This is a genomic window from Xanthocytophaga agilis (assembly GCF_030068605.1).
GTDB classification, from domain to species: domain Bacteria; phylum Bacteroidota; class Bacteroidia; order Cytophagales; family 172606-1; genus Xanthocytophaga; species Xanthocytophaga agilis.
On record NZ_JASJOU010000002.1, the window covers coordinates 585,531 to 601,952 of the forward strand.

The following is a 16,422-nucleotide window of genomic DNA, read 5'->3' on the forward strand; positions in this document are numbered from 1 at the left end:
TGAATCAGAAAATCAAAAATAGCCGGAAAAAACAATTTCCCTCTGATTCGTTTATGGAAACTGTCTGGTGTTAGTCTCTTTATGTGAATAAATGGATCTCTGTATAGTACATATACAGAGATCCAGCAGGTATAGATTATTTTATCAGTTTTCACTGGTGGCAACAGCTCCTTTGCCAGCTGTCTTACGCACCTTATTTACCTCTTCTGGGGTAATGGCACTAGCCTTATTTCCAAAATTCTTTCTGATAAAAGTCAATACATTGGCAGCATCCTCATTACTTAGAAAACTATGCTGAGGCATCAGATTATTATAGGGTTTACCCTTTACTTCAATAGGGCCTTCCAGTCCATTAAGCAATACTTTGATCAATCTTTCCTTATCTCCAACTACCCATTCTGATCCACCCAATGGAGGAAAACGTTGTGAATCTCCACGTCCATTTTGCTGATGACATGCAATACAATAGGTGTCAAATACTTTTTGACCAGCCACTATCAGCCCACTTGCTTTTATAATATCTTTCTGTTGATCAGGCGTACGGATAGAAGATACAAGTTTTCGTTTTTCCATAGAGGCCAACTGTTCCTTGCCAAAATTTTGTTTATCGCCTTTGTACATAATACGCCATACCTTACCCTTTTCCGTTTCTGATATATATAAGGAACCATCTGGTCCCATAGCTATACCCATAGGCCGGTAAATAGCATCACTTACATTAACGATAGGATCAACTTTGGCAAAGCCATCTGCAAAGACTTCCCACTCCCCACTAGGCTTTCCATTTTCAAATGGAACAAAAGCTATAAAATAACCAGATTGAGGATAAGGAGCCCGGTTAGTAGAACCATGAAAAGCAATGAAAGCGCCTTTCTTATAATGTTCCGGAAATTGATTGCCGGTATAGAAAAACAAATCATTGGGTGCCCAGTGTCCAGGAAAGCCTATAAGTGGTTGTTCCAGACTATCACCTTTGGCTACTAAATCCTGATGACCTGCATACTCAGGGTTGATCACTTTCTTCTTTTTTATCTGATCATAGTAGAAATAAGGCCATCCACCATCCATTCCCTTTTGGACACGGAAAAATTCTTCTGCCGGAAGTACAGCACTTTCCCAAGGTGAGTATTTTTCAGACCACAAACGCAACAGATCATCTCGTCCATGTTGTACCAGATACAAATTATTATCATCTGTATTCCAATCCATGGCAACAACACTGCGTAAACCTGTTGCATACTTCACTCCATCTTTCTGGGTTTGTCCTACCTTATTAGCATCAAACTGCCACACACCACCATGATCTTCCAACAACGGACAAGGATAAATACCAGGTGATCCTGGAGTACGATTACTCTCCTGACAGGAATTGGATGGCGCCCCAAAAGGCACATACATATGTCCATTATTATCAAACGTTATTGGTTTGGCAATGTGCTCATGCATTCCATGTGGATGATCATCTTCCAGAATGACTTCCTGAGCACCTTCCGGAACGAGTTTGCCGGGAGTCAGCTTATAACGGAAAACAGTCAGTTCAGAGGTAAAATATAAATAGCCATTGTATACACGCATAGCTGTTCCATATCCTCTCTCACGCCCTGATCCACCAAAGAGTTTTATCACATCTGCTTTTCCATCCTGATTGGTATCCCGTAAAGCGATAACCGAACTATCTTTTCCGCCATATCGGGCTTTTACATACACATCGCCATTGTCACTTACTGCCAGTTGCCGGGCTTTACCATCCAGACTATCTACCACCACCACAGCTTCAAAGTTTTGTGGAAGAAAAAGCCCGCCATTATCAGGGTCGCCTTCAGGTAAGGATTGTTTGTCAGTACATGCCGTGATTATGCTTAGCATAATAATAAGTGCACACACACTCCATCTATGAAAAAAAACAGATGGCCAGGAACAGAATAAATAGTTATTCATAGTAAAGAATTTCATATCAGGATGAGAGGGTAATTAAAAGGTTAGGGTGATTGTGTATAGTAGATATGAATTTTGTAAAGAGACACTAATGCTTAGCAGGAGGAGCCGAGGGTAAAACTATTGGATCTGTAATCCCATTCAGGTCATAGACTACTTTGCCTGCCCGGATGGTCAGTTCACACTCTAGCTTTTGTTTACCTGTCACTTTATAGCCTGTTTTGTCAAAGAAACCAAAATCACCTTCTCTCATAGAAAAAACAGCTACATCAGCCACAGCACCCTGCGAAAGATGTCCGAGTTCTTCACGTTTGATCGCTTGAGCTGATGCCCATGTACTAGCTTTGATCACAGATGGCAGGTCCATACCCATATTCAAAAACTTCGACATTACACTAAGCTGGTCTTTCATCGAGCCATTCATGCTTCCGGTATGCAGATCGGTGCTGATGGTATTTGGGAAAAATCCGCTTTTCAAAGCAGGTATAGCCTGAGAATAATTAAAACTTGTGCCACCATACCCTACATCAAAAATAATCCCTCTCTTTTGTGCTTCCCATACAAATGGCTTTACCTTTTTTGTTGTTTCGTCTACTACCGATTCGCGACCATTTAGTAAAGCATAGGTATGAGTGTAAATATCTCCAGGACGTAGGTGTTTCATAAACAGTTCCTCAATCGGCAAAGGAGGTACACTCCCGCCAAAGTCAATCATAACAGGAATATTGGCTATTTTTCCTGCCTCTACCGCACGATCTACCGGCGTCCATTCCGGACCACTAAAATGGGCTACTTTTATACCTACCACATAATTTTTATTGCCTCGTGCGACCAAAGCCGTCATCTTGGCATCCATATCCTGTGTATTCTGCTCATAGGGACCACCACGCATACCTTCCCCTACTATGTTTAATAGAGACAAAACCCGGGTTTGTGAATGATCGATAACATTATTTTTAAAGGTTGGAAAAGATTTCCAGCCTGCACCGCCAGCATCGACAATGGTTGTTACACCTACCCGAAACGTAAATCCGTCTGGCGGCACAGCTACAAATCCGTTGCTCAGATAATGGTCAGGCTCAGTACCAAAGAACACATGTCCATGAATATCAATAAGTCCGGGCGTCACATACATACCTTTGGCTTGTACTACTTGACGGGCTTGCTTTTCTGGTATGCTCTTAGCAACCTTAGCGATAGTATCAGCGTTAATAGCAACATCCATTACCCCATTGATACCATTTTTGGGATCTATAACATGACCTCCTTTGATCAGCAGACTATATGTCTGTGCATGAAGTGTAACAATGCCTATACACAGACACAAAAAAAGAGATAGAACTTTCCTCATGATTAACAAATGACAGGATAAGAATCAAAAAATAAGATACTTCTATACCTCTGGTTGTATATGTACACCAGATTCTGTAAAATAATCTCTATAGAGGAGAGTTTCTGCATTAGCAGGATTGTGTCTTTACCCAGTATAAAGTTGGAACACCCCATTAGGTATCCTACAAATGGTAGGGAGGATAATTGTTTCAGTAGTTTTCTTCGATTTAACATAGGAATACCATTAACTGTTGTAAGATGGAACAGTGGTTCATTGAATTTCTATATTTTAGTCAGATGTAGAGGCAATGCAATGAGTCTAAGCCAACTCCAACAATCCATTCAACTATGTTATTTCTCCAATAAGAGGAATGCATCAGATTGCTTTATCTCGGAGAAGATAATCTGGCAGACTTTACTATCTAAACGACCTGCCAGGAAGGATCTACTCTGTATTTCTAATCTTTTTTTGTATTTTATTCACTTAGACTCCTATATATTCTATTATAGTTCATAAAATATACAGCAATACCTCTCACGATCAATAGGATGACACCTATCGATGAGAGTTTGATTAAGAAAATATTTAGAATGTCTACATTACAGAAATGTACGCTGATAGTGGTTGAAGGACATTGGGCGCTAAAGCATTGCAATTCGTTTTATTCAAAGATCCATGTACCAAATTTCTGGTACTCATGAAAGCTAGCCTTTCTATTTGGGTAAACACTCACTTTTGACCAGGTCCATGTTGTATATACCTTATCATAATCAATCCGATAAAGATTTCCCCTCCAGTGATCTCCTGATTTTGGAGAAGCAGAAACAAGAGGACTCAATAAACGATAAGGAATAAAGAATTCGGCAGTCCATCCGGTAACACTTGCCAGCGATTTTCGTGTACCACCTTGGATAGTAGTTGCATGTTGTGTCCTTTGTTTCCTCTCATAAAACGCAGGTAGCCAACCATTCAGTCTTCCGTTTATATTGGGTATAAGAAGTGGTAGTTCATAATTAAGAGGTGAAAGTTCATATTCAAAATAGATAGGAACAGAAGGATCTGGCCACAGAAAAACTTCAACGACATCCTCATTAAACAAGGCTCCAAAATCCTTTTCTATGGTTGCGGTTAGCTTTTGATCCTGGCATTGAAAGAGAAAATACAATCCTGTATCTGAATACAAGAGTTTTACCAATGTGGAAGAAGAATCACCTGCAGATTCCAGCACAGGAATCTTTATCCATTCCGTTTTTTCCCAGCTTTTAGATTTTCCATCTCCAGTAATAGTAAAATCACTGGTTTTTCGGATAACAGTCTTTGTAGAATCATCTACAAAAGCAAAAACGTCAGAGGAAAACACATGTAACAATCCAAAAAACGAAGCGAGAAAAAAGAAGCGCATCTCTCAGTTGAATTTTAGTGTTTAGTTGTAGATTGTCCGGAACCAGATTCTGCCTGAACGGCAATCCCATTCAGGTCATAGACTACTTTACCTGCCCGAACCGTCAGCTCGCATTCCATTTTATATTTTCCATTTATTTTGTAACCTGTATAATCAAAGAAACCAAAATCACCTTCTCTCATAGAAAAAACAGCTACATCAGCCACAGCACCCTGCGAAAGATGTCCGAGTTCTTCACGTTTGATCGCTTGAGCCGACGCCCATGTACTAGCTTTGATCACAGATGGCAGGTCCATACCCATATTCAAAAACTTCGACATCACATTAAGCATATCTTTCATCGAATGATTCATACTTGCTGTGTGAATATCTGTGCTAATTGTATTTGGGAAAAAACCACTTTTCAAAGCAGGTATAGACTGTGCATACGAAAAACTGATCCCCCCATACCCTACATCGAAGATGATTCCTTTTTTCTGTGCTTCCCATACAAATGGCTTCACCTGATTAGTAGTCAAATCCACAATAGGTTCACGACTCCCTAAACGTGCAAAGCAATGAGTAAAGATATCACCAGGACGTAAGTGTTTCATAAATAATTCTTCAATCGGCAAAGGAGGTGTGCTACTACCAAAATCAACCATAACAGGAATGTTGGCTATTTTTCCTGCCTCTACCGCACGATCTACCGGCGTCCATTCTGCACCTATATAATGTGCTACTTTTATACCTACTACATATTGCCGATACTGACGTGCCACACTTGCTGTCATCTTGGCATCCATATCCTGTGTGTTCTGTTCATAAGCTCCGCCTCTCATGCCTTCTCCTACTATATTCAGCAATGCAAGTACCCGCGTCTGTGAATGATCAATCGTTTGATCTTTAAATGTTGGAAATGTCTTCCAACCTGCACATCCTGCATCGACAATAGTTGTTACACCTACCCGAAACGTAAATCCATCTGGTGGTAATGCATCAAAACTATTGCTCAGATACCGTCCTTTCTCAGTACCAAAAAAATTGTGTGTATGAATATCAATAAGCCCAGGCGTCACATACATACCTTTGGCTTGTACTACTTGACGGGCTTGCTTTTCTGGTATGCTCTTAGCAACCTTAGCGATAGTATCAGCGTTAATAGCAACATCCATTACCCCATTGATACCATTTTTGGGATCTATAACATGACCTCCTTTGATCAGCAGACTATACGTCTGTGCATGAACATTTCCAGCCCATAAGCAAGCCAGAAGAATCAAAAACTGTAATTGTATCCGCATGGACAGAAATAGGGCAAAGGCTGTTACATCAGACTTTATAGAAAGGTAGCTGATGTAACAGAATTGTGAGGTAAATTTTAATGGAATCTATTCTGTGTGACTAAGTTTCAGAATATGTATTATGCAGAAGCTTTTGTCAGTTCTTCTTTAATCCGGGTCGCGACAACTTTCTCCTGTCCAGGTTTCATCATCCAAACGGTCAGGTTAATGTGACTAGGACCACTTCCTCCTATTTCGATAGAGGGATTGCCAAAACGTAGTTTCTCCTGAAGATCTTTGCCAGCCATTTTTATCTTGTTGGTATCCCATTCTATTTTTAAACTTGGCGTATGGTTACCCAGAGGATTTACAGTTACTTCAGTAGTAATTCCAGCAATAGGCTTTACTGTATTCTGGATATGTGCAACCCCATCCTCCCAGGTTTTCCATAACTTACTAAAATCCTGTTTAATAAAGTTTTCCAGTGCTACATACATTCCCAGAATCTCTTCTTTATTGACCTTCATTCCCCGGCCTATATTAAACCCACGCGGAGGCATATGCATTCGGGCAGCAGCGATGATTTCTTTCTTGCCCATCAAAATACCAGCACTTTGAGGACCACGCATGGCCTTACCACCCGATACAGCTACAAAGCTGAAGCCCATATCATTGAACTTCCATAAGTTCTCAACAGGAGGTACATCAGCAGCAATATCTATCGCAGTAGGAATATTGTGCTTTTTGCCAAGTGCTACCCATTCTTCGTGTTGTATTTTCCCTTTATCAGACTGAATATGCAGGAACCACATCAGTGCCGTACGTTCATTAATCGCTTTTTCTACATCTTCAACAGTTTCCACAAATACAATCTTACAACCTGTATTCATCAGCGAGTGCAGATACACAATATCATGGCCTTTTTGAACAATCACCTCTGACTTCATTCCTGTATACTCCAGATGAGGCAGTTGTTCTACTTTTTTCTGATCTGTTCCTGTCAACACTCCTGCCAGTCCTAATGTGAGGGCTGAAAAAGCTCCAGATGTAACCACAGCGGCTTCCGAATGTACCAGTTTCGCAATGCGTTCTCCTACTTTATCCTGTAACTCATCCAACAGACAAAACTCCTGAGCGGCATATTGAATAGTTTGTAAAACCTCTTCCTGCATCAGTGAGCCTGTCATATATGTCAGTGTTCCGGCTGCATTAATAAAGGTACGCACACCCAACTCTTTAAATAGATCCCGCTTTACGACTGCTGTAGCAGCTTGTGTAGAGACAAATGGAATAGTGCTCCCAAACATTCCACCTAATAATGGAAAGCTGGACAAACGCTGAAGAAGTTTTCTTCTTGATAACATAAACGACGGATTTGTACCTTTTGCCAGGAGATGGCTGTCAGGCAGATATAAGAAAGATATACAAAATGAGAGATGTTAAGGCTACAAGAGAAGAAAAGCCGCATCCATAGGATGCGGTTTACTTACACAATAGACACCGCAATTACATTTGCTAGATGTAAAGCAGACAGTTTATTTTTCAATGAGGGTATTATCAGTTTAGATATAGGCAATGCAATCCATTTCTACCAATGAATCACCCGGAACGCCACCATATACTGCAACAGTAGTACGGACTGGAGGCTTATTGCCAAAACGGCCTTTGAAAACTTCGTTCATGGCTTTATAATCATTCAGATCATGCAGAAACACACTTACTTTCAACACTTTTTCCATAGAAGAGCCAGCTTTCTTCAATTCTGCCTCAAGTTCTTTCAGTACGTGATCAGTATGTGCTTTAATATCACCTTCAAAGTGAGCACCTTTCCCTGCTATAAATACCAGATTGCCAAATTTAGTTGAACCAGAGAACAATGGCACATCATCATACATGGTTACATTGTTTACTTCTTTTTCTGGTGAGACTTCTTTTACAGATGCCTTAGCCGTTAGACCAACTCCTGCAATGCCGGCCACTGAGCCAATGATTCTTTTCAGGATAGATCGTCTTTGTGTTGTCATGGTGGAAAAGCAGATAAAGTGAAAGATGTTAAATTGATATGTGGTTATGATAATTGCTCAAATAAATACTTACTCCAAAAAGGCTTTCACTTCACAAAACGACACTCCTGCCAGAATCTAACCTTTTGCTTTAAATTTTTTCTTACTTATTTATGATTTTCACCTAACAAGCTTAGATGCCAGATCTTTTACCTGTATTTCATAAGACTACTCTAGGCTACTATTCATCTTCCTTAAACATATACAGATCTCGACTTTATAGATAGTAAATAAGGAACAGAATGAGCATATACACATTATTCTCTCTGTCTTATTAAGTATGTACACTTAATTTATTTATCCCACCAAAGAGGTGTACCAGGCGAGTCACTTCCATCCAGTAAACTTTTGGCTGCTTCTACAGCGGCGCCATTACTTTGTGCATCACTTGTCAGGAAAGGCAGACGTTTAATCAAAACATTTGCTGGTAAATCGGCATTATCTGAATTTATACGGTCATAGAGCTTCAATTGATCTGAGCGACGCAAATCAGCCCATGCCTCCACCCCATCTGGATATAGAGCCACCCATTTCTGGATGGCAATCTGTATCAATTGTGTTGTTTTGTCACTTGCCCACTTAATAGGTGTATTGGATAGTGCAGCAGAATGAACAGCATCATCTGGTGCGATAGGGGTATTAGAACTGTTGATATATGAAGCTATGGAATTTTCATCTGTGATACCCCATTGAATTAATGAAGCACGAATTCCTTTCCCATATAACTCCTGTGCAGTTCCACCCATATTCCAGCCAAGTAAAGCACCTTCTGCACGAATGAAGTATGCCTCAGCGCTATGCATGATATTCTGCGGACGAGTTAAAGCTGCAGTATTGGTAAAATTATCACCGTTCAACAAAGGCCCGGAGTTGGAATTGTCATCAGCACTGTTACCAGATAAAGTAGACAATTCCGTGCTGCTATACCCATTACGTAATCCTTCATAAGTACCTGTTTTTACAGATGGAGAATAATACTTCCCTATACGCGGATCATCATATCCTTTCAACACAGATTCCATAGCTGCACTCATTCGAAACTCTCCCCAACTGGATATATACGCTAATCCATTGGCATCTCCGTTCAGGTTGGGCTTATCCATATAGGCATCATCCTGTGGAACACTGTATGTTCCTGCAGTTTCCATTACTCCTGCAGCTACGGCTTCTTCTGCTTTTTGCCTGGCAAGTTTTGGTTCAACCTTTGAAACCCGCATAGCCAATCGTAGCTTAAGCGTATTACCAAACTTGATCCATTTGCTAATATCCCCATGATAAATCAGATCATAGGGCCCATAGGTAGAAGCCTCACTGGTAACGGTTATTAAAACGGCCAGTGCCTCATCCAGTTTCTTAAAGAAATCATTATATATCTTATCCTGTGCGTCATAAGGGACAGACTCTGTACCGTGTCCAGCGCTAAAATATGGGATTGGTCCATAATAATCCGTGGTACGATGAAAAGTCCACACCCACCAAATCTTTGCAATGGCATGTTCGGCAGAAGTAGAGTCTGTATTCGCCATAATAGACAACAATTGAGGAACCGTACCCACATATACCTGTGACCATTGTGTAGTAATCCAATCCTGGCGTATAACATATCTATCTGAATTAAAATAGGTTGCGGTAGTAGCAAAATATTGAGCATATAAATCTGCAAACAGATTTTGTGCGGTTTGATAATTTATACCTGTGTATGATGCAGCAGACTGTGCTTTTGATAACAAGAAGCCTATTTCACGTATTCCTACTTCAGACAACCCTGTCTTGCTTGTATTCATTTTATCAAAATTACCTGTACAGCTTAACATCCCAAGGAACAAGATAAGTCTAGATAGAAGTGATATTCCACATTTGCGAATTCTCTTAGTTATTACATCTCTCATACTAATTCAGACAAGACAAATTGGAAGAGTTCTCTCAATTTAAATTGACAACTTCAGATTTAAACCAAAGCTACGTGTAGATGGCAGGTTGCCATATTCTATCCCCTGCAAATTGCCGTTCCCCAGATTCATCTCCGGATCAAACCACATTTTACGTTTGCCAATGCCAGGAATATCCAAAATAGAACTACCTCGATAGATAAAGAACAAGTTACGGGTTATGAAGGAAAGTTTAGCAGCTTTCAGAAAACCTTTACCTACTTTAAACTCATATCCCAAAGCCAACTCTCTTACACGAAAGTTTGTAGCATCATAGGTAAAGAATTCTCCCCAGGCATAGCGACCAGTAGAAACTGTAGTCCAGAAAATTTCAGCATTAATATCCTTTGTATTTTCAGAGTAGGTACCATCTGCATTTGCTACAACAGCATTCAATACCAAGCCACCCTCTCTATATTTGGTGGTATAGTCACTATTTCCATCATAGGCCAGGTTTTGGTCTGAGCCGGAAACCATAATGCCGCCATATCTTCCATCAATAAGAACCCGAAGAGAAACATTTTTATAGGTAAGGGTATTTGTTAAACCAGCCATGAACTTTGGATTATAATTACCCAATACCTGACCAGCAGAGGTATTTCCAACAGGTTTTCCGGATGCATCTACTACAAACCGTCCATCTGTAGTTCTTTGCCAGGTATATCCCTCCAAATCACCATAATGGCCACCCTCAGCAGCAACAGCAATAGCAGATCGTATGACAGTTCCGCCCAGATATGACTTTTTCACTTTCTGAGATAGTGACAAAATAGTGTTTATATTTCGGGCATAATTCAATGCGATATCCCAGGTAAAGCCATTTGATTTTTTAACAGGTGTAGCATTTAGAACTATTTCCAACCCTTTATTTTGAATATTACCTGCATTTATATACTGACTTTCATAACCGGAGGGAACTGGAAGACTTAATGTCAGCAACTGATTGATTGAGTTTGTTTTGTAATAGGTTGCATTAACTCCTACTCTGTTATTCCAAAACTGAGCTTCAATGCCCATTTCAATATTTTCCGTAATTTCAGGTTTCAGATCAGGAATTGCTTTGGTTGTACTACGGCTGATGAATCCCTGTCCAATAGCGCCACCCTGACTATATTCATAGATATTCTTTAACATATATGGGTTAGCCCCATTCCCAACCTGAGCATAGGAAATACGTCCTTTCAGAAACGAAAATACGTCTGGTAACTTTACTATGTCTGAAATTACACCTGTTAACCCAACAGATGGATAAAAAAAGGAATAGGGAGCTGGTAAAGTGGATTGCCAATCGTTACGTCCACTGAAATCGAGGAATAAATAATCTTTAAATGCTAATTGTCCTGTAGCAAATAAAGATTGTGTTTGTCGCTTAGAATAATCTTGATCTGTTACAATGGCTGTTGCAAAAGCTAAATTAAACCGGTTTGGAATATTAAGGCCATTGGCGGTGTTGCTATTTATCTCATACCCTTGTGTATTGACAATACCACCTAGTGTATAATTTAATCTAAGATTTTCGTTCAATCGATTATTCCCAGTCACCATCAGATCATACCAGTTTTCATAGACGGATGTATAGTTAAGGCTATATGCACCTCCATCAGAAGTAGCCCATATTGTTGTATTGGCAGGTCCAATGGTTTCAATACGATCTGTATAATTATCCCGACCAGCACGTCCCTGAATAGTTAACCAATCTGTTAATTGATATTTTACCAGAATAAATCCATTAATACGATTTCGTGTCTCATTGTGGTTGTAGTCATTTGTCATCCAGTAAGGATTGCTATAAATAGAAGAAGTTGTCCAGTAATGGGGTTTTGCAATGCCTTTATCATTTAGTACAGAATAGTTCTTTATATCATTCAGAAGAATGCTTCGGGGTATTTTATAAATGTCAATAACCGGAGCATTCTGTTCTCCGGTTATTACCACATGATCTATTTTCTGGTTAGTGTAAGTGATCTTAGCATCTGTAGATAATTTCTTTGTAATCTGTGAGCCCAATCGTAAATTAAGTATATGACGTTGCAGATTATTGTTGGGAATAATTCCCCTAGCGGCGTTATTAGAATAAGAAATATAGGTATTTATCTTCTCTGAACCTGCTGTTACACCTACTGAGTTACTTAATGAGACGGCATTGCGAAAAAAGTCTTTTACATTATCTGTTTGTGGTGTTAACCTAGCCTCATTTCCAGTCCAGTCGGTTACTATTTGTCCTTTCATTGTGGGCCCCCAGCTGGAAGCTCCGTTTCCCACAAAAGTACCAGCAGTACCTTGTCCATATGTATTCTGCAATTTAGGCAGTGTAAAAACAGACTCAACAGTAGTTACTGAATTAAGATCTACAGCAACCTTGCCATCCTTCCCTTTTTTAGTTGTAATCAGGATAACACCATTTGCAGCACGGCTTCCATACAATGCAGCCGCAGAAGCTCCCCTCAGAACTGTTATGGTTTCAATATCATCCAGGTTAATAGTTGATGCTCCATTTATTCCATTTGTTCCACCAAAGTCACTGGTAACAGCTCCTCCGGGAGTAGAATTATCAATAGGTATTCCATCAATCACATATAACGCATCATTTGAACCTTGGATAGAACGATTTCCACGCAATATAATGCGTGTCGCGCCACCCACACCTGAACCAGAAGACGTTACCATCAAACCTGCTACCTTTCCCTGTAATGTATTGGCAAAGTTAGGATCACGTACTTCATTTATTTCCTCTAACGTTACTTCCTGTGTAGCATATGTTAACGAACGTTTTTGACGCGGAATACCCAATGCGGTCACAACCACCTCTCCCAATGACTTTACATCTTCAAAAAGATTGACATCAACTGTAGTACGGGAACCTACAATAATCTCTTCTGTCGTGTACCCAACAAATGAAAATACCAGTACACTATCTTCAGCAGGTACAGCTATGGAATATTTACCATCTATACTTGTTATGGTACCTAAATCAGTACCTTTAACTATCACACTAACTCCTGGAAGTAATTCATTCTGATTATCTCTCACTATACCTTGAATCGTTGTAGCAATAGCTGTATTTTCTTTTTTCTGAACCCTGCTATGTGATGATGCTGTTGCCTTTTCCATCTCCTGGATTACATACACATTGTTGACCTTTTTGTATGTCAGTTTTAAAGGATGAAGAAGCTGATCGAGACAACGATCCAGATTTGTACAGGAAGCCAGATTTATTTCAGCAAATTTTCCTTCAAGATTCTTTTTCTGATAGGCAAAGTTAACATGATATATTTCTTCCAAATCCTGTAGAATACGTATCAGAGATTGTGGTTGAACAGTCCTGTGTATACTTTGTTGTTTGCCAAACGTATCTGAAAATGCTAGATCCCGGGCTGTCACTTTAGAAAGTAATGACAAACAGAGCCATAGAAATACAAAAACTCTTACCCTATTTGGTGGAGTTTTATTCATAAGGATCGGAATGGTTTGGATTTTATATTTACTTAGAACCCACAGTAGCTTTCATTAGAAAACTTATTGTACACACTGATATCCAACAGATACGCATTTAATACACTAATTAAAATAATCTCAATAAACTTTTCTATAAGAGTTTCTGCTTATATACCTCTCAATTCTGAGGATGAGATTTAAACCTGTTTCTGATGCAATATGATCTCTGTATTTTTCCTGGTTACTGTTATTTTAAGCATTGCACTAAGTACATCCAATAAAACCTCAATGTTTCCCTGAGGAATTCTTGCTGTAATTTTTTGCTGAGCCAGTGATTGGTCTGCAATTCTTACTTTCACACCAAAATAATCTTCTATGGTTTCTGCAACTTTACTCAATGGTTCATCATCAAAGACAAAAAAGTGGTTTTGCCAGGCAGTACACGCTTTGCCATCCACAGAATGTACTGTTATTTGCTTATCAGACAAATTGTATTCGGCCATCTGCCCTGGTGCTAGCAAAAGATTTTCAGTGTTTGAAGTGAGTTTTACTTTTCCAGATTGTAAATAGACTTCAGCCTGGTTTCGTCTGGCATTCACATTGAATTTAGTACCTAGTACTTCTATATTTAATTTATGAGGAGTATTTACTATAAAACGTTTGTGATCAGGAGTATGCACAACTTCAAAAAAAGCCTCCCCATCAATATACACAATGCGTTCTGATTGCCTCTTCCAATGATGACCATACAAATACACTTTCGAATTGGTATTTAAAGTAATTCTGGAACCATCAGGCAACTGAATACTCTTTGTTTGTCCATACCCTGTTTTATATGTTATTAGCTCATCTTTTTCAGGTGATATTGAATATTTCCACCACAAACCAGCTACTATCAACATACCGATTCCTATACAGGCAGCCGCATATTTCCATACAGGCAGACTTAGTCTTGAATTTTGTTCGTTATTTCGCTTTAACTGATGCCAGACTTCCAGATAATAAGTATTTGCCGTATGATCTTCCGATAACCCGGCCAATTTTATCAATTCTATCGCATCGTTGACTTCTTTTTGCTTCTGAGGATTTGTAGCAAGCCACTCTTCCCAGAACTGATTTGTATCAGCATCTGGATTCAGAACCCATTGCTGGAATTGTTCGTCAAGGGCAAAATCTTCTGAGGTATAGTATAGATATTTCACTTATCTGGCTTTTCTACTAAACGAGTCATCATGAATTATCTAACCTGATTTTCTCATTTTTTACTAAGATGATTTTATACTGTGCAAAAAAAGAAATATTTTTTTAAAGAAGGATATTTGAGGAGGCTACGTTTGAACTTTTTCAGTCACAAAACAATCGATTACTTTATAGTAAGGATTGATACTACTATAACCCAGATGATATCAGATAAAGAAAGTTGCTGACGAAGATTTTTTAATGTTTTAAAAACAGAATTATAGACAGATTGAATAGTTATTCCAAGCTCATCAGCAATCTCCTGATTAGACAGATTTTTATAAAATTTTAGCTGGAGTAATCGTTGCTGATGATCCGAAAGTCTATTTATAGCATTTAGTACCTTCTCTCTTTGTTCAGTAGCATTTTCATCTTCACTATCTGTTGCTAGCTGTAACTCACTTTCAGACCACTCACCTTTCACTTCCGTCCGCATCTGAGCTGATTTAAGTGTATCAAGCAATTTACGCTTTAATGCTGTAAGTAAGTAGTAACGTATAGATGTGGTTTGAGATAAATTTTCCCGGTTATTCCATATCTTGATAAAAACATCCTGTATGGTATCCTTTACCAACTCCGAATTGTCACATATTTTTTTACCATACTGATACATACTGAAGAAGTTTTGCCTATATAGTATTGCATAGGCTTCCATATCACCATCTCTAAAATCATTCCACAATTTGTACTCCACAGATGTATTTCCATTCTGTAAGTAGCTTGCAGAAATCGAACTCTCTTCCTGTTTAAGATCATGGTTGCTTAAAAGATGCATGACTTTATCAGACTAGTATGAATGAAATATTAAAAGCATAAAAGACACATCACATATTCTTTAAAAAACGAAGACTAATCCGGTTTTTATCTTCCCAATTCATCTCCCATTTACTTGCTAGATGTCATGTGGCATCTAGTATAAATCCAATATTACTCTTTCGCCGAATCTACTCTCATTCTAAAAAGTAAATTTAGAAATATTATTCTAAATACATCATTTTGCGTAAAATATTATTCTGATATCACAATATTTAAAAATATTTTTTATCAATACAATATCACATCTGAATAAATTTAGACTAAGGCCACACTATATAGATACAAGTTTCTTTAAATCAGACATATATACATTTTCATAAAAAAGCTATATTCCATTAATCAGGTTGGAGCTTATTACTACAGATCTAAAAACAAATTGTGGATGCTAAGTCTATCCTGATTCTGTAGTAAAGAGAAAGAAAGAAGGCATTCAATGGAAAGTAAAAAATCCTCATGGTGATAACTACACAAAGTAGTTGCAGCATACAGATATATACTATCTTGCAATAATTATATCTATAGAAAAATCTTTACACATGAAAGGTCATTTATTATTTGGTCTGGGCATCATACCCTTGATTATTTCGATGTTCATTCCAAACTTCACCTGGCTTATATCTATTGGCTGGCGAACTATGATTGTACCCGCATTTTCTACGTTTCCATTGAACATCGTGGGTATTCTTGTATTAATAGCATTGATTTACTGGTTGTTTTTTAGAGCCAATAGAAAGGTTAACAGATTATTAACTATTTGTCATGCTATTTTCACTTTTATCCCTGTCTATTTGCTATTAGTTGTTGGACCTCTAGCTTCTATTCAAGAAAATGCCCTTATCAATTTTCTTTTCCTGATTAATAAAGAAAGCTATTTGTTATTTTTTGTAGGACAAGCCCTATTCTTAGGAAATATAATCTGGTCGATGGTCCAAAAGCCTCAGCATTAAAGGAACTAAGAAAAGAAGGAATCTACAACCTTACAAAAACAAAGGCCTCGGAAGTTTCCGAG

At 38.6% G+C, this 16,422-nt stretch carries 11 protein-coding genes; 1 reads left to right on the forward strand and 10 read right to left on the reverse strand.

Features of this window, described 5'->3' with window-relative positions; all coding sequences use genetic code 11:
• Window positions 1-144: 144 nt before the first annotated feature.
• The 10 genes from QNI22_RS09230 to QNI22_RS09275 all read right to left on the reverse strand — a co-directional run bounded on the left by QNI22_RS09230 (window position 145) and on the right by QNI22_RS09275 (window position 15,372).
• Window positions 145-1,866: a PQQ-dependent sugar dehydrogenase gene (locus tag QNI22_RS09230; RefSeq protein WP_314510367.1), complete on the reverse strand. Its 1,722-nt coding sequence runs from the start codon at window positions 1,864-1,866 to the stop codon at window positions 145-147.
• 157 nt (window positions 1,867-2,023) lie between these two features.
• Entirely contained in the window at window positions 2,024-3,286 is a 1,263-nt protein-coding gene (locus QNI22_RS09235; protein ID WP_314510368.1) for an amidohydrolase/deacetylase family metallohydrolase, read from the reverse strand.
• 643 nt (window positions 3,287-3,929) lie between these two features.
• Entirely contained in the window at window positions 3,930-4,670 is a 741-nt protein-coding gene (locus QNI22_RS09240) for a carbohydrate-binding family 9-like protein (RefSeq protein ID WP_314510369.1), read from the reverse strand.
• A 14-nt stretch (window positions 4,671-4,684) separates the two neighbouring features.
• Complete coding sequence (locus QNI22_RS09245) at window positions 4,685-5,953, reverse strand: amidohydrolase/deacetylase family metallohydrolase (RefSeq protein WP_314510370.1); 1,269 nt, start codon at window positions 5,951-5,953, stop codon at window positions 4,685-4,687.
• Window positions 5,954-6,072: 119 nt separating this feature from the next.
• Window positions 6,073-7,296: an aminotransferase class V-fold PLP-dependent enzyme gene (locus tag QNI22_RS09250; RefSeq protein WP_314510371.1), complete on the reverse strand. Its 1,224-nt coding sequence runs from the start codon at window positions 7,294-7,296 to the stop codon at window positions 6,073-6,075.
• A gap of 198 nt (window positions 7,297-7,494) precedes the next feature.
• On the reverse strand, window positions 7,495-7,956 hold the full coding sequence (locus QNI22_RS09255; RefSeq protein WP_314510372.1) for a RidA family protein: 462 nt from the start codon (window positions 7,954-7,956) through the stop codon (window positions 7,495-7,497).
• A gap of 332 nt (window positions 7,957-8,288) precedes the next feature.
• Window positions 8,289-9,779, reverse strand: coding sequence for a SusD/RagB family nutrient-binding outer membrane lipoprotein (locus QNI22_RS09260; protein WP_314510373.1), 1,491 nt, complete (start codon window positions 9,777-9,779; stop codon window positions 8,289-8,291).
• Window positions 9,780-9,923: 144 nt separating this feature from the next.
• The gene (locus tag QNI22_RS09265; RefSeq protein WP_314510374.1) at window positions 9,924-13,376 is read right to left on the reverse strand and encodes a SusC/RagA family TonB-linked outer membrane protein; all 3,453 of its coding nucleotides are present in this window, start codon (window positions 13,374-13,376) and stop codon (window positions 9,924-9,926) included.
• Between the two features lie 179 nt (window positions 13,377-13,555).
• Window positions 13,556-14,560 (reverse strand): FecR family protein, encoded by a 1,005-nt coding sequence (locus tag QNI22_RS09270; protein WP_314510375.1) that lies wholly within the window; start codon window positions 14,558-14,560, stop codon window positions 13,556-13,558.
• A gap of 161 nt (window positions 14,561-14,721) precedes the next feature.
• Window positions 14,722-15,372, reverse strand: coding sequence for an RNA polymerase sigma factor (locus tag QNI22_RS09275; protein WP_314510376.1), 651 nt, complete (start codon window positions 15,370-15,372; stop codon window positions 14,722-14,724).
• Between the two features lie 577 nt (window positions 15,373-15,949).
• On the opposite strand from QNI22_RS09275, the gene QNI22_RS09280 reads away from it, so the two are divergent.
• Entirely contained in the window at window positions 15,950-16,360 is a 411-nt protein-coding gene (locus QNI22_RS09280) for a hypothetical protein (protein ID WP_314510377.1), read from the forward strand.
• Window positions 16,361-16,422 lie beyond the last annotated feature (62 nt).

Bases quoted from the DNA above. Each gene is read 5' to 3' on its own strand.
- QNI22_RS09255 (WP_314510372.1), bottom strand. From the start codon at position 7,956: ATGACAACACAAAGACGATCTATCCTGAAAAGAATCATTGGCTCAGTG.
- QNI22_RS09265 (WP_314510374.1), bottom strand. From the start codon at position 13,376: ATGAATAAAACTCCACCAAATAGGGTAAGAGTTTTTGTATTTCTATGG.
- QNI22_RS09245 (WP_314510370.1), bottom strand. From the start codon at position 5,953: ATGCGGATACAATTACAGTTTTTGATTCTTCTGGCTTGCTTATGGGCT.
- QNI22_RS09240 (WP_314510369.1), bottom strand. From the start codon at position 4,670: ATGCGCTTCTTTTTTCTCGCTTCGTTTTTTGGATTGTTACATGTGTTT.
- QNI22_RS09280 (WP_314510377.1), top strand. From the start codon at position 15,950: ATGAAAGGTCATTTATTATTTGGTCTGGGCATCATACCCTTGATTATT.
- QNI22_RS09230 (WP_314510367.1), bottom strand. From the start codon at position 1,866: ATGCTAAGCATAATCACGGCATGTACTGACAAACAATCCTTACCTGAA.
- QNI22_RS09275 (WP_314510376.1), bottom strand. From the start codon at position 15,372: ATGCATCTTTTAAGCAACCATGATCTTAAACAGGAAGAGAGTTCGATT.
- QNI22_RS09250 (WP_314510371.1), bottom strand. From the start codon at position 7,296: ATGTTATCAAGAAGAAAACTTCTTCAGCGTTTGTCCAGCTTTCCATTA.
- QNI22_RS09235 (WP_314510368.1), bottom strand. From the start codon at position 3,286: ATGAGGAAAGTTCTATCTCTTTTTTTGTGTCTGTGTATAGGCATTGTT.
- QNI22_RS09260 (WP_314510373.1), bottom strand. From the start codon at position 9,779: ATGAATACAAGCAAGACAGGGTTGTCTGAAGTAGGAATACGTGAAATA.